Origin of the sequence: Streptomyces sp. SID12488, from assembly GCF_010548275.1 — a bacterium.
Taxonomy (GTDB): Bacteria; Actinomycetota; Actinomycetes; order Streptomycetales; family Streptomycetaceae; genus Streptomyces.
This window is the reverse complement of record NZ_JAAGLT010000055.1, coordinates 1-22196: the sequence shown is the minus strand read 5'-3', so window position 1 is coordinate 22196 and position 22196 is coordinate 1. Positions and strand designations below refer to the sequence as shown.

22 protein-coding genes and 1 pseudogene are annotated in these 22196 nt (G+C 69.9%); 11 read left to right on the top strand and 12 right to left on the bottom strand.

All coding sequences use genetic code 11. The annotated features are described in order from the left end of the window. Positions 1-71 precede the first annotated feature (71 nt). From G3I56_RS41590 to G3I56_RS41565, 6 genes are read right to left on the bottom strand one after another with little or no spacing between them, the layout of a single operon-like run. Positions 72-1178 carry an LLM class flavin-dependent oxidoreductase gene (locus G3I56_RS41590; RefSeq protein ID WP_164418561.1) on the bottom strand — a complete coding sequence of 369 codons (1107 nt, stop codon included), beginning with the start codon at positions 1176-1178 and terminating at the stop codon, positions 72-74. 23 nt (positions 1179-1201) lie between these two features. Beyond that, complete coding sequence (locus G3I56_RS41585; protein WP_164418559.1) at positions 1202-2173, bottom strand: ABC transporter substrate-binding protein; 972 nt, start codon at positions 2171-2173, stop codon at positions 1202-1204. After that, positions 2170-2889: an ABC transporter ATP-binding protein gene (locus G3I56_RS41580; RefSeq protein ID WP_164418557.1), complete on the bottom strand. Its 720-nt coding sequence runs from the start codon at positions 2887-2889 to the stop codon at positions 2170-2172. Before G3I56_RS41580 ends, G3I56_RS41585 begins: the two co-directional genes overlap by 4 nt. A gap of 5 nt (positions 2890-2894) precedes the next feature. Beyond that, positions 2895-3776, bottom strand: a complete 882-nt coding sequence (locus tag G3I56_RS41575) for an ABC transporter permease (RefSeq protein WP_164418555.1) — start codon at positions 3774-3776, stop codon at positions 2895-2897. 55 nt (positions 3777-3831) lie between these two features. Then, positions 3832-4683, bottom strand: a complete 852-nt coding sequence (locus G3I56_RS41570; RefSeq protein WP_164418553.1) for a sulfurtransferase — start codon at positions 4681-4683, stop codon at positions 3832-3834. Next, the gene (locus tag G3I56_RS41565) at positions 4680-5402 is read right to left on the bottom strand and encodes an alpha/beta hydrolase (protein ID WP_164418551.1); all 723 of its coding nucleotides are present in this window, start codon (positions 5400-5402) and stop codon (positions 4680-4682) included. Before G3I56_RS41565 ends, G3I56_RS41570 begins: the two co-directional genes overlap by 4 nt. A 372-nt stretch (positions 5403-5774) precedes the next feature. On the opposite strand from G3I56_RS41565, the gene G3I56_RS41560 reads away from it, so the two are divergent. Next, positions 5775-6623 (top strand): LysR family transcriptional regulator, encoded by an 849-nt coding sequence (locus tag G3I56_RS41560; protein WP_164418549.1) that lies wholly within the window; start codon positions 5775-5777, stop codon positions 6621-6623. A gap of 81 nt (positions 6624-6704) precedes the next feature. Here G3I56_RS41560 and G3I56_RS41555 read toward each other — a convergent pair whose 3' ends face one another. The 5 genes from G3I56_RS41555 to G3I56_RS41535 form a co-directional block, all read right to left on the bottom strand. Next, positions 6705-7112 carry a MarR family transcriptional regulator gene (locus G3I56_RS41555; RefSeq protein WP_164418547.1) on the bottom strand — a complete coding sequence of 136 codons (408 nt, stop codon included), beginning with the start codon at positions 7110-7112 and terminating at the stop codon, positions 6705-6707. Positions 7113-7173: 61 nt separating this feature from the next. Next, entirely contained in the window at positions 7174-8205 is a 1032-nt protein-coding gene (locus G3I56_RS41550) for a LacI family DNA-binding transcriptional regulator (RefSeq protein ID WP_164418545.1), read from the bottom strand. Then, positions 8202-9107, bottom strand: coding sequence for a carbohydrate ABC transporter permease (locus G3I56_RS41545; RefSeq protein ID WP_164418543.1), 906 nt, complete (start codon positions 9105-9107; stop codon positions 8202-8204). The genes G3I56_RS41550 and G3I56_RS41545 overlap by 4 nt, the downstream gene beginning before the upstream one ends. Beyond that, positions 9104-10027: a sugar ABC transporter permease gene (locus tag G3I56_RS41540; RefSeq protein WP_164418541.1), complete on the bottom strand. Its 924-nt coding sequence runs from the start codon at positions 10025-10027 to the stop codon at positions 9104-9106. The genes G3I56_RS41545 and G3I56_RS41540 overlap by 4 nt, the downstream gene beginning before the upstream one ends. After that, on the bottom strand, positions 10024-11340 hold the full coding sequence (locus G3I56_RS41535; protein ID WP_164418539.1) for an extracellular solute-binding protein: 1317 nt from the start codon (positions 11338-11340) through the stop codon (positions 10024-10026). The genes G3I56_RS41540 and G3I56_RS41535 overlap by 4 nt, the downstream gene beginning before the upstream one ends. Before the next feature lie 202 nt (positions 11341-11542). Here G3I56_RS41535 and G3I56_RS41530 point away from each other — a divergent pair, with 202 nt between their 5' ends. The 6 genes from G3I56_RS41530 to G3I56_RS41505 all read left to right on the top strand — a co-directional run bounded on the left by G3I56_RS41530 (position 11543) and on the right by G3I56_RS41505 (position 17780). Further along, positions 11543-13564, top strand: a complete 2022-nt coding sequence (locus G3I56_RS41530) for a beta-galactosidase (RefSeq protein ID WP_164418537.1) — start codon at positions 11543-11545, stop codon at positions 13562-13564. A gap of 116 nt (positions 13565-13680) precedes the next feature. Continuing rightward, positions 13681-15264: a glycosyl hydrolase 53 family protein gene (locus tag G3I56_RS41525; protein ID WP_164418535.1), complete on the top strand. Its 1584-nt coding sequence runs from the start codon at positions 13681-13683 to the stop codon at positions 15262-15264. Positions 15265-15462: 198 nt separating this feature from the next. Then, on the top strand, positions 15463-15750 hold the full coding sequence (locus G3I56_RS41520) for a helix-turn-helix domain-containing protein (RefSeq protein WP_164418533.1): 288 nt from the start codon (positions 15463-15465) through the stop codon (positions 15748-15750). 232 nt (positions 15751-15982) lie between these two features. Continuing rightward, positions 15983-16441, top strand: a complete 459-nt coding sequence (gene crcB, locus G3I56_RS41515; protein ID WP_164418531.1) for a fluoride efflux transporter CrcB — start codon at positions 15983-15985, stop codon at positions 16439-16441. A gap of 67 nt (positions 16442-16508) precedes the next feature. Further along, on the top strand, positions 16509-16865 hold the full coding sequence (gene crcB / locus G3I56_RS41510) for a fluoride efflux transporter CrcB (RefSeq protein ID WP_164418529.1): 357 nt from the start codon (positions 16509-16511) through the stop codon (positions 16863-16865). An 81-nt stretch (positions 16866-16946) separates the two neighbouring features. Further along, on the top strand, positions 16947-17780 hold the full coding sequence (locus G3I56_RS41505) for an undecaprenyl-diphosphate phosphatase (protein ID WP_164418527.1): 834 nt from the start codon (positions 16947-16949) through the stop codon (positions 17778-17780). Here G3I56_RS41505 and G3I56_RS41500 read toward each other — a convergent pair. Then, positions 17720-18217, bottom strand: a complete 498-nt coding sequence (locus G3I56_RS41500) for a GNAT family N-acetyltransferase (protein ID WP_164418525.1) — start codon at positions 18215-18217, stop codon at positions 17720-17722. The genes G3I56_RS41505 and G3I56_RS41500 overlap by 61 nt on opposite strands. Before the next feature lie 194 nt (positions 18218-18411). Between G3I56_RS41500 and G3I56_RS41495 the strand changes: the two genes are divergently transcribed. From G3I56_RS41495 to G3I56_RS41480, 4 genes and pseudogenes are all read left to right on the top strand, one after another. Next, positions 18412-19155, top strand: a complete 744-nt coding sequence (locus G3I56_RS41495) for a FadR/GntR family transcriptional regulator (protein WP_164418523.1) — start codon at positions 18412-18414, stop codon at positions 19153-19155. Further along, a complete protein-coding gene (locus tag G3I56_RS41490; protein WP_164418521.1) occupies positions 19152-20672 on the top strand; it encodes an amino acid permease in 1521 nt (506 codons plus the stop codon). The genes G3I56_RS41495 and G3I56_RS41490 overlap by 4 nt, the downstream gene beginning before the upstream one ends. A gap of 50 nt (positions 20673-20722) precedes the next feature. Beyond that, entirely contained in the window at positions 20723-21730 is a 1008-nt protein-coding gene (locus G3I56_RS41485; RefSeq protein ID WP_203691875.1) for an asparaginase, read from the top strand. A gap of 213 nt (positions 21731-21943) precedes the next feature. After that, a pseudogene (locus tag G3I56_RS41480) lies at positions 21944-22196 on the top strand (lyase family protein); the annotation flags it as partial.

Below are 22196 nucleotides of genomic sequence, written 5' to 3'. Positions count from 1 at the left end.
TGAGCGGCGGAACACGGAGTCTCCATAGGGGTGTTCGCAGACAGGATGGTGTGGACGAGGAGTTGGTGAGGTCAGGCGGCCCGGGTGGTCGTCGCCGCGCGGTGGGCGAGTTCCTGGCGGACCAGCGGAAGGACGTAACGGGCGTAGTCGATCGCGTCGTTGAGCGGGTCGTAGCCGCGGATCGACAGCAGGTCGCAGCCGATGTCGACGTAGTCGAGGAGTGCCTTGGCGACGGTCTCGGGCGAGCCGACCAGGGCGGTCGAGGCGCCGGCCGCGTTGGTGGCGACGGCCGGGGCCGTCCACAGGCACCGGTCGTGGACCTCGCCCCGCTCGGCTATGTCCAGCAGCCGCTGCGAACCGACGTTCGCCGGGCGGCCGTTGGTCCGGTAGTGGCGCAGCATCTCGGTGTTCGACGTCTGGTCCTTGAGGACGCCGAGCGTGCGGTGCGCCTTCTCCCAGGCCAGTTCGTCGGTGGGCGCGATGATCGGGCGGAACGACACCCAGATACGGGGGTCGGGGCGCCCGGCGGCCCGGGCGACCGCGTTGACGGCGTTGATCTGCTCGGCCGTCTCCTTCAACGGCTCGCCCCACAGCCCGAAGATGTCTCCCTGCTGCCCGCCGACCCGGTAGGCGTCCTGGGACGACCCGCCGACGGAGATCGGGACCAGCCCGTTGTAGGGCTTCACGTCCGAGTAGTAGCCCTCGAACCTGAAGTACTTGCCCTCGTGCGAGACGGGCCCGTCGGCCTGCCAGACCTTCCGCAGGATCTGGATGTACTCGTCCGATCGCTCGTACCGCTCCGACTTGTTGAGGTAGTCGCCCTCACGGCGCTGCTCCTCGTCGCTGCCCCCGGAGATGATGTGCAGCGACAGGCGGCCGTTGCTGATCTGGTCCAGGGTGGCGAGCGCGCGGGCCGCGTGGGTCGGGAAGATCACGCCCGGTCGGTGGGCCAGGATCGGGCGGATCCGCTCGGTGTGGGTGGCGACGAACTGGGCGAGCTGGAGGGCGTCCGGGGACGCCGAGTGGTAGGCGACCAGGGTGTGGTCGAAGCCGCCGTCGTCCAGGGTACGGGCGTACTTGCGGACGAAGTCGGGGTCGAAGCCGCCGGTGCGGCTGCTGGAGGCGGGGCCGTTGGATCCGGTGTCGGTGTGGACGGCGCTGATGAACTCGACAGGCATGGGGAACTTCCTTGTCGTGATGGTTACTTGAGAAGGGACGTGTCCGCCGACTTCGCCACGTCGACACTCGGGTCCAGGACACCGATGCTGTTCATGAGGTCGGCCACGTCCTGGACGGTCCTGTTCACGTCGTCGGTGATCGGCAGGACCTGGCCGTACGCCGCCGACGCCAGCGTCTTCGCCACCGAGGCGTCGGCGCCGTTGCGCTCCTGGATGGCCTTCGCGTAGGCGTCCTTGTGCGTGCTGGTCCACTTCAGGGCCGTACCGAGGCGCTTCAGGAAGTCGGACAGCGCGGCCTTCTTCGAGGAGTCGGCGAGGGCCTTGTCGGAGGCGTTGACGAAGCCGTAGCCACTGACCCGGCCGTCCGCGCCGTCGACCAGCAGCTTGCCGCCCTGCTCCAGGGCGACGGCCTGGTAGACGCCGAAGATCGCCCAGACCTTGATCCTGCCGGAGGAGAATGCGGCCTGCGCGTCGGTGGGCAGCAGGTACTGCACCTTGACGTCCTTGTAGTCCAGGCCGTTCTGCTTGAGGACGTTGGCCAGCAGGTACTCCGAGATGCTGCCCTTGGCGGAGGACACCACGACCTTCTGGCCCTTGAGGTCCTTGACGCTGTCGATGCCGGAGTCCTTGCGGACCACGAGACCGACATGCGTGCCGTCGTTCTTCAGGGCGGCGACGTTCTTGATCTTCACGCCGCCGCTGAGGGCCTGGAGCGCCGGCAGGTCGGCGGAGAAGCCGGTGTCGGCGGCGCCCGCCTGCACAGCCTGGTAGAGCGGGGCCGCGCCCTCGAACTCGGCCCACTTCACGTTGTACTTGGCGCCCTTGAGGGCCCCGGAGGCGGCGACGATGGTCTGGAGGGTCTTGGCCTGGTCGCCGATGGTGAGGGTAACCTTGGAGCCGCTTCCGGCGGCGTCCGCCGAGGAGTCCGCGCCGCAGGCGGTCAGCGCGAGCAGGGCGGTGACGCTCAGCGCGGCGGTGGCGAGTCTGCGTATCACGAGGGGGTCCCTTCGAGGGTGTGTGCGGTGACGCCGAGCCAGCCGAGGAGGCGGGCGCGGAGGGTGACGAACTCGGGTGAGGTGAGATCGCGCGGGCGGGGCAGGCCGACGGTGAGGTCGTGGGCGATACGGCCCTCGTCCATCACCAGGACGCGGTCGGCGAGCAGCAGCGCCTCCTCCACGTCATGGGTGACCAGGAGGATCGCGCAGCCGTGTCGCTGCCACAGCTCGGCGACCAGCTGCTGCACCCTGCCCCGGGTCAGCGCGTCCAGTGCGCCGAACGGCTCGTCCAGCAAAAGGAGTTCGGGCTCGGGGACCAGGGCGCGGGCCAGCGAGACGCGCTGGGCCTGGCCGCCGGACAGCGTTTTGGGCCAGACGGTTGCGCGGTCCGCGATACCGACCTCGTCCAGTGCCTTCGCGGCGAGGGTTCGGTTCGGCCGTCCGGGCAGCCCGAGGACGACATTGCGCCACACCTTCAGCCAGGGCAGCAGCCGCGGCGACTGGAAGGCCGCGCTGCGCCGTGCGGGCACGGTCACCTCGCCGCCGATCTCGTCGTCGAGCCCGGCGAGAATGCGCAGCAGGGTCGACTTGCCGCAGCCGCTGTGCCCGAGCAGGGCCACGAACTCGCCCTCCCGGATGTCGAGATCGAGCTTGTGCAGGACGGTGTTGCCGTCGAAGGACCGCGAAAGCCCCCGTATTTCCACGCTGTTGGCCACGGCGATCACGCCTCGCCTTCGAAGTTGGCCCGCCAGGTCAGCAGGCGGCGCGACAGGACCCGTACGGCGAAGTCGCAGGCGAGGCCGAGCAGTGCGTACACGGCGAGGCAGAGCACGATGATGTCGGTACGGAAGTACTGCTGGGCGTTGCTCATCAGATAGCCGAGCCCCGCGTCCGCGTTGATCTGCTCGGCGAAGACAAGGGCGAGCCAGGCGGTGGAGAGCGCGTACCGGAGCCCCACGAGTGCTCCGGGCAGTGCGCTCGGCAGGATGACGTACTTGATCAGCCCGAGCCGGCCGAGCCCCATCATCCGTGCGGCTTCGACGAGTTGGGCGTCGGTGGACCTGATCCCGCCGTAGATGTTGAAGTACAGGGGATAGGTGACACCGAGGGCGACCAGCGCGATCTTCGGGGTCTCCTCGATGCCGAACCAGACGATGAACAGCGGGATCAGACCCACCCAGGGAATCGCCCGGAACATGCCCATCGAGGAGTCGATGACGTCCTCGCCGAGCCGGAACAGCCCGGCGAGCAGGGAGAGGACGAGCGCGACGGTCGCTCCGATGAGGAAGCCGATGGCGGCCCGGCGGCCCGACGCGGCAATGGCGCTGGGCAGTTCACCGTTCTTCGTCAGGTCGACGGCCTGTTTCAGGACGTCCACGGGGGAGGCGAGCACCGACTCGGGCAGCACACCGGTGGCCGAGGTCAGGAACCAGAGGAGTACGAGGCCCACGGGTCCGGAGGCCCGGCGTACCGAACGCGGCAGCTGGAAGCGGCGGGTGGTGCGGGCGGCACCGCGGATCGTGACCCGGGGTGCCCGGTGCGGGGGACTGTCGGGGGGCGGCAGCGGGGCCAGGGGCGCCGCGTCGAGCGGTTTGGTCGTCATGGCGGGGTTCCTCTCGCGGGTCTCGGGGGCCTGGGAGCAGCCGTGGGCCTCGGGGTCAGGCGGGGGTGGGTCCGGTCGCGGCCGGGCGGGTGGGGTCGGCGGACCAGGCGGACCAGGAACCGGCGAAGAGGGTCGCGTCGAAACCGGCGAGGGCGAGCGCGGCGATCTGGTGGGCGGCGGTGACACCGGAACCGCAGTACACGCCGATGCGCGACGCGTCGGCGGCACCCCGCTCCTCGAACCGCTTGCGCAGCAGTTCGGGCGACAGGAAGGTCCCGTCGGCCGCGAGGTTCTCCCCGGTGGGAGCGGAGACCGCGCCCGGGATGTGTCCCGCACGGGGGTCGACCGGCTCTACCTCACCCCGGTACCGTTCGCCGGCACGGGCGTCCAACAGAAGCCCGTCGCGGGCGAGTTCGGCAGCGCCGTCCGCATCGGTGAGCGGCAGTCCGCCGGCACTCAGAACGACATCGCCGGGTTCCGGGTCGGCGGGAATCCCGGACTCCTGCGGCAGCTCCGCCACCCGCCAGGCCCCCAACGCCCCGTCCAGCAGCCGCACGTCGGTCACTCCGGCGTACCGGAGCAGCCACCAGGCCCGAGCGGCGGCGGTGTTGCCCAAGTCGTCGTACACGACGACCGGTTGGTTTTGCCCGAGCCCCCAGCTGCGGGCTGCCGCCTGCAGCTCCGCGAGGTCGGGCAGCGGATGCCGGCCACCCTCCGGGCTGGGCGGCGCGGCCAGCTCGGTGTCCAGGTCGACGTACACCGCGCCCGGGATGTGCGCGTCGGCGTAGTGGTCGCGGCCGTACGGGTCGCCGAGTGCCCAGCGGGCGTCGAGGACGAGGGGCGGGTTCTCGGAGGCGAGGGCGTCGCGCAACTCGGAGACGGTCGTCGTCACACGCGAGGTGCTCATACGAGACCCTCCGCGATCACGGGCAGCTCGGGGGAGAGGCGCAGCCGTTCGAGGAAGAGGACGACAGCGGCGGCGGCGGTGCGATGCAGCGCGTCGTTGAGCACGTCGTGCCGGCCGCCGGTGAAGGTCACCGTCCGGACGTGTCCGTGGCCCTCGTAGACGCTCAGTGCCCGGTCGAGCGGGCTGACCGGGTCGTCCTTGCCGTGCAGGGCGAGCACGGGCACCTGGATCCGGTCGAGGTGCGGCTCCGGGAGCTCGACGGTCGCCTCGATCGCACCGCGCCGGAAGGCGGGGTCGTCGGTGAGACGCCTCTGGTGGGTCGGGCAGGCGGTCCGCGCCACCAGTTCGTCGTCCCAGCTCCCCGGCTCCCAGTGGCCGGTGGGCAGGCCCACGAGAATCAGCGCGTCGACGCCCGCCGGGTGCTCGGCGGCGACCTGAAGGGCGTACCGGGCACCCGTGTCCGAGCCGACGAGGACCTTCGGGCCCGGTAGTGACTCGTCGGCGAGGAGCTTGGCCGCCTCGTCGAGCACGGACGGATCGGCGGACGGGTCGCCCAACGCTCGTACACGGTAGGCGTCGAAGGCGAGACGGCGGCCGAACCGCTCGTACACACCACCGTGTTCGCCCCGGCCCGGTAGCACGATCAGCGTGCCACGCGCGGCGAGACCTTCGGGTTCGTCCCAGGAGGTGGGGGCGGAGGAGGGCGAGGAAGAGGACATGAGGGAACAACTCCCGTTTCAGGGCAGGCAAAAGGGCGCGCGGAGAGAGGGGACGGGGTGAAGGGATGGAGAGAACGGTGGATCGGGAGGACGGCCTACCGGCACGTGAGCAGCGGGAAGCCGATCAGCGGAGGCCGTACGGAAACGCCGGGAGGCGGCGTGGGATCAACGACAGCGCGCGCTGCACGCCACGCCGAAGTCAATGACTCGGCGCTGCGTGAGAAGAGCAGCAGATGCGGTCGGATACGCCATGCGCTCATCATGACCGGCACCGGTGCGCCACGTCCAACGACGATTCCGCATCGAAATCGATCGGAATCCGTGATCGATCGGGAATGGCGATCGGTGAGCCGTGCGGACTACGGTCGCCCTATGCCCCAACCAGTGCTCGACATCGTGGCATTGCGCAGCCTGACCGCGATCGCCGACCACGGCGGCTTCCATCGCGCGGCCCAGGCGCTCGCCCTCAGCCAGTCCGCGGTCAGCCAGCACGTCCGCCGACTGGAGAAGACGCTGGGCCGGCCCGTCGTCGAGCGTGAGGGCCGGGGCACACGGTTCACCCCGGAGGGCCGACTGCTGCTCGAACAGGCCCGCCGGGTCCTCGCCGTCCACGACGAGGCCGTACGCACGCTGCTCGACGTCGACGGCGACACGATCACCCTCGGCTCCACCGAGCACGCGGCCGACCAGTTCCTGCCCCTGCTGACCGCGGCCGTCGAGGCGGTGCGTCCCGGCTGTCGGGTGCGGTTCCGTATCGACCGGTCGGCGCGCCTGGTGGAAGCGGTGGAGCGCGGCAGCGTCGATGTCGCCGTGTACGTCACGGAGGCCGCCGCGACGGAGGGCACGTCGGTCGGTGGCCTGCCGCTGACCTGGCACGCGCCGCCCGGCTGGGTGCGCCCGCCCGCCCCGGCCCCCGTCCCGCTGGTCGCGATCGAGGACCCGTGCGCCATTCGCCGCCGGGCCATCGCGACCCTCGCCGAGCAGGGCGTCGCGGCATCGGTGGTCGGCGACGCGGGCTATCTGGCGGGCGTCCTCGACCTCGCCCGCACCGGCCGGGGCGTGGCCCTCCTGGCCACGGTGGGCCCGGCCCCCGACGGCCTCACCCCGTACGAGGGACTGCCCCCGGTCCCCCCGATCCCGATGAGCGCCCTGGCCCGCCCGGGCACTGACCCGGCAACGGTAGAGGCGGCATTCGCGGCGGTAAGACAACTACTGAGTTGAGGAAAATCGCGCCTGTTAAGGGGCGCGGGGAACTGCGCGACAAGCCCACACCGACCCGCAGTAGACGAACTACCTATCCACTCAGCTTCCCAACGTCCGCGCCAGCGCAGCACGTTGAAGCGGCAAAACCTCACCGTGCAGCTCGCGCCCCCGAGCCGTCAGAGCGACCCGCACCCCCCGCCGGTCCTCCACGCACATGCTCCGCTCGACCAGCCCGTCCTTCTCCAGCCGCCCGATGAGCCGCGACAGCGCGCTCTGGCTGAGGTGGACCCGTCCGGCGATGTCCTGCACCCGGCACTGCTCACCCGGGTCGGAGGCGTCCGCCGCACAGGCAGCCTCGGCGACGAGGACGTCGAGCACCTCGAAGTCGCTGGCGCCCAGGCCGTGCGGATGCAGTGCGCGGTCGATCTCGCACATCGTGCGCGCATGCGCCGCCAGGATGTCCCGCCACTGGTCCGCCAGCCCCGCACCGGCCCTGTTCGTTGCCATGCACCCCATGTTAATGCGTATGCATAAAAAACGACGTGGCCGAGGTGATGTGATCGCCGACTCAGGCAGATCCCCGCTTGATCAGCTCGGTGGGCAGGATCACCGCTGCCGGGTCCTCGCCGCCGATCTGCGCGAGCAGCACCCGGACCATCTCGGCGCTGATCCGGTCGTAGGGCTGTCTGATGGTCGTCAGCTGGGGCCGGGCGGCCAGTGCGGCCGAGGAGTCGTCGAAGCCGCCCACCGACACATCCCCTGGGACGCTGCGTCCAGCCCGCTCCAGTGCCGTGAGCACACCCTGTGCCATCAGGTCGGACGCGACGAACACGGCGTCCAGGTCCGGGGACTGGGCCAGCAGTCGTTCCGCGCCGGCCTCGCCGCTGGCCCGGCTGTAGTCGCCGGAGACGACGAGGCGGTCGTCGTGCTCGATGCCCTCCTCGGCCAGGACCTCGCGGTAACCGGCGAGGCGTTCCACGCCGCCCGGGGTGTCGAGCGGGCCGGTCACCACGCCGATGCGGCGCCGGCCCAGCGACAGGAGATGGCGGACCATGTCCCGGGCGCCGTCGCGGTCGGCCGCCGCCACGTAGCTCACCTTGGAGCCGAGTCCGATCGGTTTGCCGCAGGCCACCAGCGGTACGCCCGCCTCGCACAGCTCCTGCGCGACCGGGTCACCGGAGTGGCTGGAGACCAGCAACACCCCGTCGACATGGCCGGCGGTGATGTAGCGCGTGATGCGGCGCCGTTCGTCCTCCGTGCCCGCCAGCATCAACAGCAGCGGGATGTCGTGCGCCGCCAGTGCCTGGGTGCAACCCCGCAGCAGGACATTGAAGTTGGGGTCCTCGAAGAAGCGTTCCTGAGGCTCCGTCAGCAGGAAGCCGATCGAGTCGGAACGGCCGGTGATGAGCGAACGGGCGTGGCGGTTCACCACGTAACCCGTTTTGCGGATAGCGGCGTTCACCGCCTCGTGGGCGGTCGGGCTGACGTAGTGCCCGCCGTTGAGCACGCGCGAGACGGTGCCTCGGGACACTCCCGCCTCGCGTGCCACGTCGTGGATCGTCGGCGGTTTGCGCCGGCCCCCGGTATTGCTCATGGTCATGACTTTACGGCTCCGGACAGCAGGTCGAGGCTCCAGAACCGCTGGATGACCAGGAACAGAGCGATGAGCGGGATGACCGCCAGGAGCGCGCCCGTGATCACCAGCGTGTAGAGGGCCGGGGTGTTCGCTCCCTGTTCGAGAAGCGTGAACAGACCCAGGGTGATCGGGAACTTCTCGTCGTCGCTGAGCATGATGTAGGGGAGCAGGAAGTTGTTCCACACGGCCACGAACTGGAACAGGAACACCGTCACCAGGCCCGGGATCATCATCGGCAGCGCGACCCTGGTGAAGATGCGCCACTCGCTCGCGCCGTCCATCCGCCCGGCCTCGACCACATCGGCCGGCACCGCCGCGGCGGCGTAGATCCGCGCGAGGTAGATCCCGTACGGGGACAGGATCAGAGGCAGCAGCACGGACGCGTACGAGTCCGTGATGTCGGCCTTCGCCAGCAGCAGGTACTGGGGGATCGCGAGGATCACCGGCGGCATCAGCACGCCCGCCATCAGGACGCTGAACACCGTCTCCCGGCCGCGGAAGCGGTAGATCGCCAGCGCGTAGCCGCTGATCGCCGAGACAGCTGTCGACAGGAAGGCACCGAGGCCGGCGTAGAGGGCGGAGTTGCCCATCCACTTCCAGTAGACGCCGTCGCGGTAGGCGCTCAGCTCCTTCACGTTGTCCGTGAAGCCGCTGCCGGGCAGGAACGTGAACGTGGAGAACAACTCGCTGCCCGACTTCGTCGCCGCGATCACCACCCACGCGACCGGCAGCAGGCAGTACAGCGCGCCCAGCAGAAGCGTGATCGTCGGGATCAGGGCGATCCGGCTGCGCAGTGGCGGGCGCTGCGCGGTGCCGGGCCTGGTGCCCGTCGCCGCTTCCGCCTTGCCCACGGCAAGAGAACTCATCGTGCTGCCTCCTGCTTGTTACGGGAGTTCGCGGTCCGCAGGAAGCCGAACGACAGGACCAGCGTGACGATCGCGATGATCGTCGCCTCGGCCGCGGCCGAGTAGATGTCACCCTTGCCGAAGGCGTCCTGGTACACCTTCATCAGCGGACTCCACGTCGTGGACACGGAGTTGGTGAGCGGCTTGAGCGTGGTCGGCTCGCTGAACACCTGGAGCGTCGCGATGATCGAGAAGAAGAAGGTCAGTACCAGCGAGGGCGCCACCATCGGGATCTTGATCCGGAGCGCGATCTGCAGCGGGGTGGCGCCGTCGAGCTTCGCCGCCTCGTACACCTCGGCCGGGATGGACCGCAGCGAGGTGTAGATGACGATCATGTTGAAACCGGTACCGCCCCACACCGCGATGTTCGAGAGGGCGAGATACAGCGGACCGCCGTCCAGCAGGTCCGGCTGCGGCATCCCCAGCTTGTCGAGCACGAAGTAGAACGGGCTGACGTCCGGCAGGTACAGGAAGCCCCAGAGCAGCGCGGCGACGACGCCCGGAACGGCGTACGGCAGGAAGATCGCGAGGCGGGTGAAGGGGGTGAACCGCACCTTTTCCGCGTCGAGCATCAGCGCGAAGACAAGGGCGAGCCCCAGCATCACCGGGACCACGATCGCGCCGTAGCCGGCCACGCGCAGCGCGCCGCCCAGCAGCTCGCTGTCGGTGAGGGCGTCGGTGTAGTTCCCGATGCCCGCCCAGACCTCCTTGCGCGCCCCGGCACCGAGGCCCAGGCCGGAGACCTTCACCTTGTGCAGGCTCAGCCAGAGCGCGTAACCGATGGGCAGCGCGAAGAAGAGGGCGAACAGGATCACCGCGGGAAGGAGGAAGGCGTACGGGGCCGACCTGACCCCGTACGACCTCCGGCGTGCGCTCGTCACTCCGCGACTCCGAAGCCCTGCTTCTTGAGGTCGGCGACCGTGTCGTCCTGCATCGTCTTCAGGGCGGCACCGAAGTCCGACTTGTTCTTCGCGGCCGAGGCGAACGCGTCCTTGAACGAGGTGTACGCCACGTTCACGTTCGGGCCCCACGCGGAGGGCGCCGTGGTCTTCGCGATCTCGGCGGCCTGGGTGTAGAAGTCCGCCTGGTTGGAGAAGAACTCGGGGGACTTGACGAACGCGCCGCTGAGCTGGGCGCCCGTGGCGGCCGGATAGATCCCGCCCTCCTTGGCGAGCGCGGCCAGCGCGTCACGGTCGGTGTTCAGCCAGGCGGCGAACTTCGCGGCGGCCGACTTGTGGCCCGAGTCGGTGGTGACGGCGGTCGAGGAGCCGCCCCAGCTGCCCGTCACGTCCTCGCTCGCCGACCACTGGGGGAGCGGGGCCATGGCCCACTTGCCCTTGGTGTCAGGCGCGGCCGTCGTCAGCGTGCCCGGCGCCCACACCGCGCTGACCCACGCGATCTGCTTGCCGGTGTCGAGCGCCTTGTTCCAGGCCGGGGTGTACATCGGCTGGTTGTCGATGGCGCCCTCCTTGACCAGGTCGCCCCAGAACGTGGCGACCTTCTGGGTCGCCGCGTCGTCGATACCGACCTTCCACTTCTCGCCGGAGGTCGTCCACCACTTGGCGCCGGCCTGCTGGGCGAGCCCCGCGAACAGACCGGAGTCGTTGGCGGAGAAGGTGGTGAGGTCCTTGTCCGGGGCCTTCTTCTTCAGGTCCCGGGCGGTCTGGGCGAACTCGGCCCACGTGGTCGGGACCTTCAGGCCGTACTCCTTGAAGAGGTCCTCGCGGTAGTAGAACATCATCGGCCCGATGTCCTGCGGCACCGCGTACACCGCGTCCGTGCCCAGGGTCGTCTGCTGCCAGACACCCTCGGCGAAGTCCTTCTTCGCGTCGCCGACATCGCCCGAGATGTCCGCGAGCGCGTCATTGCTGACCAGGGTTGGGAGCGCCTGGTACTCGGCCTGCACCAGGTCCGGCGCCTTCTTGGCCTTGTGCGCGGTGAGGATCTTGGTGACCAGTGTGTCGCCGGAGGCCTGCTTCTTCACCGTGACGGTGATCTGCTGCTCCTTGCCCGGCCCCTTGTTCCACAGGTCGACGACCTTGTCCATGCCGGGCGTCCAGGTCCAGTACGTCAGCGACACCGGGCCCGACTGGGCTTCGCTGTCGTCGTCGGACCCGCAAGCGGCGAGTGTGGTGGCGCCGAGCGTGATGGCGACTGCGGTTGCCACGAGGCGCCACTGCTTCGTGTTCGGCATGGAACGTTCTCCCCTGACCTGGTGCGGCCCTCGCCTGCTGCGAAAGCCCGCCATGCTTCTGTGAGCGTTCACAGTAGAGAAACACACTGGACACTTGTCAATGGTTGTTGCCGTGCGGTTATCTAGGGCCCGCACCGCGAAACCGGTGTGTGCACGTTCCCAAGATATGTTCCACAGTGACCCACCAACCGGGAGACATTCCATGCCGGAGACCACCCCCACGGGCCTCACCAGGCTGGCCTTCGGCGGGGACTACAACCCCGAGCAGTGGCCGGAGAGCGTCTGGCAGGAGGACGTCCGGCTGATGCGCGAGGCCGGCGTCACGATGGTGAGCGTCGGAATCTTCTCCTGGGCCCTGCTGGAGACCGCCCCCGGGGTGTACGACTTCGGCTGGCTCGACCGCCTGCTGGACCTGCTGCACGAGAACGGCATCCGCGCCGACCTCGGCACGCCCACGGTGGCCCCGCCGGCCTGGTTCTACCGCGAGCACCCGGACGCGCTCCCGGTCACGCCCGAGGGCGTGCGCTACGAGTTCGGCTCCCGCGCCGCGATCTGTCACAGCAACGCCGACTACCGCGCCGCCGCCGCGAACATCACCACGAAGCTCGCCGAGCACTACGGCACCCACCCGGCGCTCGCCATGTGGCACGTGCACAACGAGTACGGCGTCCCCGTCTCGGCCTGCTACTGCGACTCCTGCGCGGCCCACTTCCGCCGCTGGCTGGAGACGGCGTACGAGACGGTCGACGGCGTCAACGCGGCCTGGGGAACCGCCTTCTGGGGCCAGCGGTATGCCACGTTCGAGCAGATCAACCCGCCGCGCGCCGCACCCACGGTCGGCAACCCGGGCCAGGCCCTCGACTACAAGCGGTTCGCCGACACCACCATGCGCGAGAACTTCGTGATGGAGCGGGACATCCTGCACCGTCTCTCGCCCGGCACCCCGGTCACCACGAACTTCATGACCGCCCTCAGCCAGTGCGACTCCGTCGACTACTGGGCCTGGGGCCGCGAGGTCGACATCGTCACCAACGACCACTACCTGATCACCGACGGCCGCCGCACCCACGTCAACCTGGCGATGGCCGCCGACCTCACCCGCTCCGTCGGCGGCGGCGCCCCCTGGATCCTGCTGGAGCACTCCACCTCGGGCGTCAACTGGCAGGCCCGCAACCCCGCGAAGGCACCGGGCCAGATGGCCCGCAACTCCCTCGCCCACGTGGCCCGGGGCTCCGAGGGCGCGATGTTCTTCCAGTGGCGCCAGTCCCGGCGCGGCGCCGAGAAGTTCCACTCGGCGATGCTCCCGCACGGAGGCACGGAGACCCGCGTCTGGCGCGAGGTCGTCGAACTCGGCGCCTCCCTCGACTCGTTGGCGTCGATCCGAGGCACTCGCACGGTCGCCGACGTCGCCGTCCTGTGGGACTGGCACTCCTGGTGGGCGCAGAACCTCCAGTGGCGCCCCAGCGAGGACCACGACCCGCGCGAGCGCGCCGACGCCTTCTACGAGGCCCTGTACGACCGCCACCTCACCGTCGACTTCGCCCACCCGGAAGCCGACTTGTCGGCCTATCCCCTTGTCGTCGTTCCCGCCCTGTACCTGATGACGGAGGCCGCCGGGAACAACCTCAGGGAGTACGTAGAGAGCGGCGGCACCCTCGTCGTCTCGTACTTCTCCGGCATCGTCGACGAGCACGACGCCGTGCACGAGGGCCCCTACCCGGGTGCCCTGCGCGACGTACTCGGCCTGACCGTCGAGGAGTTCTCGCCGCTGCTCCTGGGCGACGCCGTGCGCATCACCGGCCCCGACGGCTCCGAGCTGACCGGCGACGTGTGGACCGAGTTCGTCGTCCCGCGCGGCGCCGAGACGGTGTGGACGTACGCCGACGGACTCACCGCCGACCACCCGGCCGTCACCCGCCACCGCCTCGGCGAGGGCACCGCCTGGTACGTGTCGACCCGCCTCGACGCGCACGGCCTGGACGCCCTGCTCGGCTGGGCCACCGAGGACGCCGACATCGCACCCCGCGCCGACCTCCCGCACGACGTCGAACTCGTTCGCCGGACCGGTGAGTCGGGCACCTACCTGTTCGCCGTCAACCACACCGCGTCGGACGCCAAGGTGCCCCTGGAGGTTTCCGGCACCGAACTGCTGACGGGCGAACGAGCCTCGGGCCGCCTCGCGCTGCCCGCCGGAGCCGTCCGGGTCGTACGACTCGACGGCTGAGCCGCAAGTTCCCCTCCGCCCGTGCGTGCCACGAGAGCCGCGGGCGGAGGGGCCCCTCCCGCCCCTCAGGAGGGACACCCCCCCAACCCATCACGTCGAAGGGACGACGGACGACGATGTTCCATCCCAGACGCACACCAGGGCGCACAACCAGGCGCACACTCAGGGCCCTGCTGCTCCCGCTCGCCGCAGGCCTTGCCCTCACCGCGCTCCCCGCAACCTCGGCGCAGGCGGCCAGCACCCTCACCAACGGCGGCTTCGAGGCCGACGGTTCGGGTGCGGCCGTCCCCAACGGCTGGTCGGAGTACGGCGACACAGGTGCCTCGTACGTGGAGTCCGGTGGCCACGGCGGCAGTTACCGCCTGTCCCACTACTCCGCCTCCGCCTACAAGGTGGAGACCTACCAGTACCTGTCCGGGCTGACCAACGGCAACTACAAGCTCACCGCGTGGGTGCGCTCGGGCGGCGGCCAGAAGTCGGCCTACATAGCGCTGAAGAACTGCGGCAGCTCCGAGCAGCGCACCGACCTGCCCGTCTCCGCCAGCGGGTGGATCCGGATCGTCGTGCCGATCGCCGTGACGAACAACCAGTGCACGATCAGCGTCAACTCCGATGCCAACGCGGGCAACTGGATCAACGTCGACGACCTGACCTTCGCCTCCGGCACGGGCGGGGTGCCCGTCAAGGGCGCCGACATCTCCTCCCTCCCCAAGAGCGAGGCCAAGGGCGGTGTCTACAAGACCGCTTCGGGAACGACGAGCGACGCGCTCACCGTCCTGAAGAACTCCGGCATGAACTACGCGCGGGTCAAGGTCTGGGTCAACCCGGCCGACGGCTACAACAACAAGGCGCGTGTCCTCGCCCTCGCCAAGCGCATCAAGGCGCAGGGCATGAAGCTGCTGGTCGACTTCCACTACTCGGACATCTGGGCCGACCCGGGTGCCCAGACCAAGCCGTCCGCATGGGCCGGACACTCCTACAGCCAGTTGAAGACGGACGTCTACAACCACACGTACGACGTACTCAACGCCCTCAAGTCCCAGGGCACCACCGCCGACATGGTCCAGGTCGGCAACGAGATCAACGGCGGCATGCTGTGGTCCGAGGGCTCGACCGACAACTGGTCGCAGCTTGCCGGGCTGCTCAACTCCGGCTACAACGCGGTCAAGGCGGTCAACTCCGGCACGACCGTCGCGCTGCACCTGGCCAAGGGCGGCGACCTGTCGGGCACCCGCTGGTGGTTCGACAACGCGGTCTCCAACGGCGTGAAGTTCGACGCCATCGGCCTGTCCTACTACGGCTACTGGCACGGTTCGCTCTACGACTTCCAGACCACCCTGGACGACGCGGCCTCCCGCTATGGCAAGCCGGTGTTCGTCGCCGAGACGGCCTACCCCTTCCGTCTCGACAGCAAGGACTCGCACGAGAACATCATCGACACGACTGGTGAGCTCGTCTCCGGGTACGCGGCGTCCACGGCCGGACAGTCGGCCTGGTTCCGGGACATCCTGAACGTCGTGGAGGCGGTTCCGAACGGCCGCGGCCTCGGCGTCTTCTACTGGGAGGCGACCTGGACCGCGGTCACCGGCAACGGCTGGGACCCCACGGACGCGTCCTCAGGCAATGGCTGGGAGAACCAGGCCCTGTTCGGCTACGACGACAAGGCGCTCCCCGCGATGACGTGGTTCAGCCACCGCTGAGCCAGAAGTGACCAGGGTCCGGCTGCCTGAGGGGGGTGGCCGGGCCCCTGCGCGTTGGGCTGCAAGGGCTTGCTCGAACTCACGTGCGTGGCGGAAAGAGTTCGACCTCGGCCAAGAGGTGCGAAGCCCCGTACGCGGCGGCCCCGACTGCGGGACATTGGGAGACACAGCAAGCGGTGACCGGGACGAGGAGGCGCGATGCTGAAGAGACCGACAGGCGGGCAACGCCTGGAGATCCTGGAGTGGCTGAAGAACCCGGGCGCGCACTTCCCGCCCCAACGACACGGCGATCCCGTCGAGGACGGCGTGACGGCGGCGGCCGTCGCCGCGAAACTCGGCGTTCCCCTCTCCGTCGCCACCACCCACCTGGGCCTGCTCGCGGGCATCGGCGCGGTCCGGACGAAGCGGATCCGCTGGCGCACCTTCTATCGGCCCGACGAGGTGCGCATCGCGGAAGTGGCCCGCATGTTCGAGAAGGGTTGGTAGGAGAGGGCTGTCTGACGGCGGAGTGTTCTGCGGGCCGGCGGAGGCCTGTCCCGCCCACGCGGCGGAGCCGTAGATCGATACAGCCCCACGCCCCTGTCGGGGCGCAGCCCCCGTACGCCCGGCGTTACCCTGTTGACCGGCCGCGATCCCCGCTCGCGGCGCGGCGGTGGGGCCCGCCGTATCCGAACCGCGTCCCTGCTCGCGCACACAGGCGCGTAGGAGACGTACGGCCATGACAGCCCCCGACATCCCGACCGGGACCGCCGCCGCCCAGCCGCGTCCATCCGTCCTCCTCGGGCAGGCACCGGTCGTCGCGGTGGTCGCGATCGGCGGCGCGATCGGTGCCTGCGCCCGGTACGCGGCCTCCCTCGCCTGGCCCGCGCAGACCGGCGGATTCCCCTGGACCACCTTCTGGGTCAATGTCGTCGGCTGTGCCGTGATCGGCGTGTTCATGGTGGTCGTCACGGAGATCCGGACCGCCCACCACCTCGTACGCCCCTTCTTCGGCACCGGAGTGCTCGGCGGTTTCACCACCTTCTCGACGTACGCCGTCGACATCCAGAAGCTGGTCGACCACGGCCACCCCGGCACCGGGCTCGCCTACCTCGCAGCGACCCTGTTCGCCGCCCTCGCGGCCGTGACGCTCGCCGCGACCGCGACCCGCCGGGTCCTGAAGCGGAGGCGACGATGACCGGGCCGACCGGCAGCGCCCTGCGCGTGACCGTCCTCGAAGCGGACGAGAACGGTAAGAAGTCGTTGTGAACTGGCTGCTCGTCATCGTGGGCGGAATGGTCGGCGCGCCCCTCCGCTATCTCACCGACCGGGTGGTCCGGTCCCGGCACGACACGGTCTTCCCGTGGGGCACCCTCGCCGTCAACGTCACCGGCTGCCTGGTCCTCGGCCTGCTCGCCGGCGCCGCCCCGGGCCCGAACCTCCAGCTGCTCCTGGGCACGGGCCTGTGCGGTGCGCTGACCACGTACTCGACCTTCTCCTACGAGACGCTGCGGCTGACCGAGGACGGGGCAGGTCTCCTCGCCGTCGCCAACGTCATGGTGAGCGTGTCGGCCGGTCTCGGGGCGGCTTTCGCGGGCGTGTGGCTGGGTGGCGCGCTGTAGGCGGACGGCGTCCGGGTCTTGCCGGTGTGTAGTAGGACTGAGCCCGCCGCAGCCCGTCCCTCCCCAGCAGAACTGGATTCCATGAGCGCCATCTCCGTCGGTCAGGCCGTCGTCCTCGGAGCCGTCGAGGGGGTGACCGAGTTTCTGCCGGTCTCCTCGACCGGCCATCTGAAGATCACCGAGGGGCTGATGAACATCCCCGTCGACGACAACGCCGTGGTCGGGTTCTCGGCCGTCATCCAGGTCGGTGCGATTGCCGCGGTGTTCGTGTACTTCTTCAAGGACATCGTCCGGATCGTCTCCGCCTGGGGGAGGGGCCTGCGCGACCGCGACGAGCGCCACCACCACGACTACAAGTTCGCCTGGTGGGTCATCTACGCCACGATCCCGATCGTCGTCGTGGGCCTCGCCGCCAAGCCGCTGATCGAGGGCCCGCTGGCCTCGCTGTGGGTGGTCGCCGCCTCGCTGATCGTCGGGAGCGGGGTGATGTGGGCCGCGGACCAGATGGGCCGGCACAAGCGCGGCGAGGGCGACACCACCTTCAAGGACGCGATGCTGGTGGGCAGTTCACAGATCCTCGCCCTCCTGTTCCCCGGCTTCTCCCGCTCCGGCGCCACCATGTCGACGGCGCTGATCCTCGACCTCGACCGGGTCGCCGCCACCCGGCTCTCCTTCTTCCTCGGCATCCCCGCCCTGACCGGCGCCGGGCTGTACGAGCTGAAGGACGCCCTGGGCGCGGGCGTGGGCCTCGCGCCGCTGGCCGTCGGCACGGTGGTGTCCTTCGTCGTCGCCTACGGCTCCATCGCCTGGCTGCTGAAGTTCGTCGCCAAGCACTCCTTCAACGCCTTCGTGATCTACCGGATCGTCGTGGGTGTGCTGCTCTTCGGGCTGCTGGGAGCGGGTGTACTGAACTGAGCGCCCAGGTCGAGACGGAACCGTTCGTGCGTCCGCCCGGGATCCCGGGGGCGCGGTGAACGCTCTCCGGTGGGGCGAAACCCCATGCGCCGGTAGAGGCCTCGCGCGGCGCTGTTGCCTTCCACCACCGTGAGCGAAACCGAAGTGGCCCCCTGCTCGGCCGCGTGCGCGGGGGCCGCGCCGATCAGTGCTTCTCCCACGCCTCGCCCCCGCCGGGCCGGCGCCACCCACATCGCGTCGAGCTGGCGCTCATCCCGACTCCGCCCTTCGGTCGGCGCCGGTGGCGCCACCAGAGCGACGACACCCACCGCCTCCTCCGCGGCCCGGGCCAGGAACCAGACGCCGGCCAGGATCCGCCGTCGCCAGAAGGCCTCGGATCTCGCCGCCTCGTCCGCCAGGACGGCACCGAACGCGTCCCTGGTCCGCCTCCAGCGCACGCAGACGAAGCGCTCTGAGCAGGGTCCAGTCCTCGTCCGTCAACCGCTCCACTCGCAGCATGCGTCCATGGTCGAGGCCGCCTCCGCGGGGCTTCCACAGATTTTCCCGCCGGGGGTCGAAGGCGTGCCCGAATCGGCGGCTTGGCCGCTCGAACCCTTGACAGTCCCGTCCCTTCACCCGCAGGATCACCCCCGTGAACCTGTCAGACAGCCAGACAGGTGACTCAGTGCCGCGGCGCGTCAGCGCGATGGAAGCGGTCCTCGGTCATCTGCGCAGCGCCATCGAGCGCGGAGATTACGCCGTGGGGGACAAGCTCCCCTCCGAGGCCGAGCTGTGCCGACGCCTGGAGGTGAGCCGGCCCGTACTGCGGGAGGCCCTGCGGGCCCTGCAGACCATGGGCCTGACCGTCTCCAAGACCGGCAAGGGCACCTTCGTGGTGTCCAGCACCGTCGAGGACCCCACCTTCGGCGACTACGCGGCCAGCGACCTCCTCGAAGTCCGCCGGCACGTCGAGATCCCGGTCGCCGGCTACGCGGCCGTACGACGGACTCCCGAGGACCTCGACCACCTCGCGCACCTGCTGGACCGCATGGAGCACGAGACCGACACCACCGCGTGGGTCGCCATGGACACCCTCTTCCACCTGGCCGTGGCGCAGGCCGCCCAGAACCCGGTGTTCCGCCGGGTGATCGAGGAGATCCGGGACGCGCTGGCCCGTCAGTCGGCCTTCCTGAACGAGCTGGGCGGCCGGCGTGAGCAGTCCAACCGCGAGCACCGGGCGATCGTCGAGGCGCTGATCGACCGGAGCGAGGACGACGCGGTGGCGGCCATGTCCCACCACCTCGACCGGGTCTCCACGACCCTCACCGACATCGTGCGCGCCGCGCACACGGACATCCTCCACGAGACATCCCCGGAAGGCGGACCCGAGGCGTGAGCGAGCAATCCCTGCAGGACGGTACGGAGAACAGTGCGGTGAACGGGACCGCGCAGAAGAAGGCCGTCCACGTCGACGCCGGTGACGCGGGCTACAGCAAGTCGCTGAAGGCCCGGCACGTCAACATGATCGCCATCGGCGGCGCCATCGGCACCGGCCTGTTCCTCGGCGCCGGCGGCCGGCTGGCCGAGGCCGGCCCGTCCCTCTTCATCGCCTACGCCGTCTGCGGCGTCTTCGCCTTCCTCGTCGTCCGGGCACTGGGCGAACTCGTCCTGTACCGGCCCTCGTCCGGCGCGTTCGTGTCGTACGCCCGTGAGTTCCTGGGTGAGAAGGGCGCCTACATCGCGGGCTGGATGTACTTCCTGAACTGGGCCACCACCGGCATCGCCGACATCACCGCGGTGGCCCTCTACACCCACTACTGGGGCCTGTTCTCCGACATCCCGCAGTGGGTGCTCGCGCTGATCGCCCTGGCGGTCGTCCTCACCGTGAACCTGATCTCGGTGAGGATGTTCGGCGAGATGGAGTTCTGGTTCGCCATCATCAAGGTCAGCGCCCTCGTCGTCTTCATGCTGATCGGCATCTTCCTGCTGGTCACCCAGCACGAGGTCGACGGCACCACCCCCGGCCCGTCCCTGATCACCGACAACGGCGGCGTCTTCCCCAACGGTCTGCTGCCCATGCTGCTGATCATCCAGGGCGTCGTCTTCGCCTACGCCTCCGTCGAACTCGTCGGTGTCGCGGCGGGCGAGACCGAGAACCCCGAGAAGATCATGCCGAAGGCGATCAACTCGATCATGTGGCGGGTCGGCCTCTTCTACGTCGGCTCGGTCGTCCTCCTCGCGATGCTGCTGCCGTGGAACAAGTACACGTCGGGCGAGAGCCCCTTCGTGACCGTCCTCTCCAACATCGGCATCCCGGCGGCCGGCGGTGTGATGAACCTGGTCGTCCTCACGGCGGCCATGTCGTCCCTCAACTCGGGCCTGTACTCCACCGGCCGCATCCTGCGTTCGATGGCGATGTCCGGTTCCGCGCCGAAGTTCACCGGCAACATGAGCCGCAGCCAGGTCCCGTACGGCGGCATCCTGCTCACCAGCGGCTTCTGCGTACTCGGCGTCGGCCTGAACTTCGTCGTCCCCGCCGACGCGTTCGAGATCGTGCTGAACTTCGCCGCGATCGGCATCCTCGCCACCTGGGGCATGATCATGGTCTGCCACCTGGTGTTCTGGCGGAAGACCGAGAACGGCGAACTGACCAGGCCGAGCTACCGCCTCCCCGGCTCCCCGTGGACCGAGCTCGTGACGCTGGCCTTCCTCGCCTCCGTCCTCGTCCTGATGTACGCCGACGGCGGCGCCGGCCGCACCACCGTACTGTGTCTCCCGCTGATCGCCGGGGTACTGGTCGCGGGCTGGTACGGCGTCCGTGCCCAGGTGGCCCGCAAGGCCGCCGAGGCGAGCGGAACCAATCAATCCAACCAGTCCACCGAAGCCGATGGGTCGGCCGGAGCCGACGCGTGAACCACGCAGTGATGCAGGATGAAGTAATGCAGGAAGCAGCGCAGACAGCCATGTACGGCAGTTCTCTGGCGGACGCACCCGCGATCCGTGAACCCCTCCACTCGCCCGTCGCGCACCTGGTGCGCGGCGGGGTCATCGAGGGAATCCACTACGGTTCCGTCGTCGTCCTCGGCGCCGACGGCCAGGTGGAACTGCAGGTGGGCGACATCGAGGCGGCCTTCTATCCGCGTTCGGCCCTGAAGCCGGTCCAGGCGGTGGCCATGCTCAGGGCGGGCCTGCCCCTCGACGGCGAGCTGCTCTCCCTGGCCGCGGCCAGCCACTCCGGCGAGGAACGCCACCTGGCCGGTTCCCGGCGCATCCTGGAGCTGGCCGGCCTCGCCGAGGACGACCTGCGCAACGTGCCGGACCTGCCGTTCGACCCGGTGGTCCGGGACGGCTGGATACGCGAGGGCCGCCTGCCCTCCCGCCTCGCCCAGAACTGCTCCGGCAAGCACGCGGCCATGCTCTACACCTGCGAGCTCAACGGCTGGCCCCTCGACAGCTACCTCGACCCCGGTCACCCCCTCCAGCAGGCGATCGCCGAGATCGTCGAGGACCTCACCGGCCAGCGCATCGCCCAGGTGACCGTCGACGGCTGCGGAGCGCCCCTCTTCTCCATCTCGCTGCACGGTCTGGCCCGGGCCGCGGCCCGGATCACCACCGCCGCTCCGGGCACCCCGGAGGCGCTGGTCGCCGACGCGATGCGCGACCACGCCGAGATGGCGTCCGGTTCGGGGCGAGACGTGGCCGCGCTGATGCGGGCCGTGCCCGGCCTGCTCAGCAAGGACGGCTTCGAGGGCGTCCAGGTCGCCGCCCTCCCGGACGGCCGGGCCGTCGCGGTGAAGATCGCCGACGGCGCGAACCGGGCCCGCGTCCCGGTGACCGCGGCGGCACTGGCCCGGGCCGGCGTCGACCCGGCGGCGCTCACCGAGTTCGCGGGTGAACCGCTGCTCGGTGGCGGCGAACCGGTCGGCCGTGTCCGCCCGGCCCGCGTGCTCGATCCGGTGCCGCGGCGGTAGGGGGATCCGCACGGATTTCTTCGCCCCGCCGCCCCTACCCGTCCCGTCCCTGGGGGCTGCCGCCCCCGGACCCCCGCTTCGGCCCTGAAGGGGCCTCGTCCTCAAACTCCCCCAGAGGGGGGACCCCCAGACGGGCTGGACAGGCGGGCCTCGTTCTCCAACGCCAGACGGGCTGAAATGCCGGCCCCCTCACGAAAGCAGGCCCGCCCCACCATGACCGCAGCAGCCCAGCGCAGCGCCGCCGCAGTCCACCGCAGCGAACACGACCTCCTCGGCGACCGTGATGTTCCCGCCGAGGCGTACTGGGGTGTCCACACCCTGCGCGCCACGGAGAACTTTCCCATCACCGGCATGACCATCTCCGCCTACCCGCACCTCATCGACGCCCTCGCCGCCGTCAAGGAGGCCGCCGCCCTCGCCAACGAGGAACTCGGGCTGCTGGAGCCGAAGAAGGCCGCCGCGATCG

Coding starts and splice junctions, on each gene's coding strand:
- G3I56_RS41590 (WP_164418561.1), bottom strand. CDS start 1,178: ATGCCTGTCGAGTTCATCAGCGCCGTCCACACCGACACCGGATCCAAC.
- G3I56_RS41575 (WP_164418555.1), bottom strand. CDS start 3,776: ATGACGACCAAACCGCTCGACGCGGCGCCCCTGGCCCCGCTGCCGCCC.
- G3I56_RS41570 (WP_164418553.1), bottom strand. CDS start 4,683: ATGAGCACCTCGCGTGTGACGACGACCGTCTCCGAGTTGCGCGACGCC.
- G3I56_RS41565 (WP_164418551.1), bottom strand. CDS start 5,402: ATGTCCTCTTCCTCGCCCTCCTCCGCCCCCACCTCCTGGGACGAACCC.
- G3I56_RS41560 (WP_164418549.1), top strand. CDS start 5,775: ATGCCCCAACCAGTGCTCGACATCGTGGCATTGCGCAGCCTGACCGCG.
- G3I56_RS41555 (WP_164418547.1), bottom strand. CDS start 7,112: ATGGCAACGAACAGGGCCGGTGCGGGGCTGGCGGACCAGTGGCGGGAC.
- G3I56_RS41550 (WP_164418545.1), bottom strand. CDS start 8,205: ATGACCATGAGCAATACCGGGGGCCGGCGCAAACCGCCGACGATCCAC.
- G3I56_RS41545 (WP_164418543.1), bottom strand. CDS start 9,107: ATGAGTTCTCTTGCCGTGGGCAAGGCGGAAGCGGCGACGGGCACCAGG.
- G3I56_RS41535 (WP_164418539.1), bottom strand. CDS start 11,340: ATGCCGAACACGAAGCAGTGGCGCCTCGTGGCAACCGCAGTCGCCATC.
- G3I56_RS41530 (WP_164418537.1), top strand. CDS start 11,543: ATGCCGGAGACCACCCCCACGGGCCTCACCAGGCTGGCCTTCGGCGGG.
- G3I56_RS41525 (WP_164418535.1), top strand. CDS start 13,681: ATGTTCCATCCCAGACGCACACCAGGGCGCACAACCAGGCGCACACTC.
- G3I56_RS41520 (WP_164418533.1), top strand. CDS start 15,463: ATGCTGAAGAGACCGACAGGCGGGCAACGCCTGGAGATCCTGGAGTGG.
- crcB (WP_164418531.1), top strand. CDS start 15,983: ATGACAGCCCCCGACATCCCGACCGGGACCGCCGCCGCCCAGCCGCGT.
- G3I56_RS41505 (WP_164418527.1), top strand. CDS start 16,947: ATGAGCGCCATCTCCGTCGGTCAGGCCGTCGTCCTCGGAGCCGTCGAG.
- G3I56_RS41485 (WP_203691875.1), top strand. CDS start 20,723: ATGTACGGCAGTTCTCTGGCGGACGCACCCGCGATCCGTGAACCCCTC.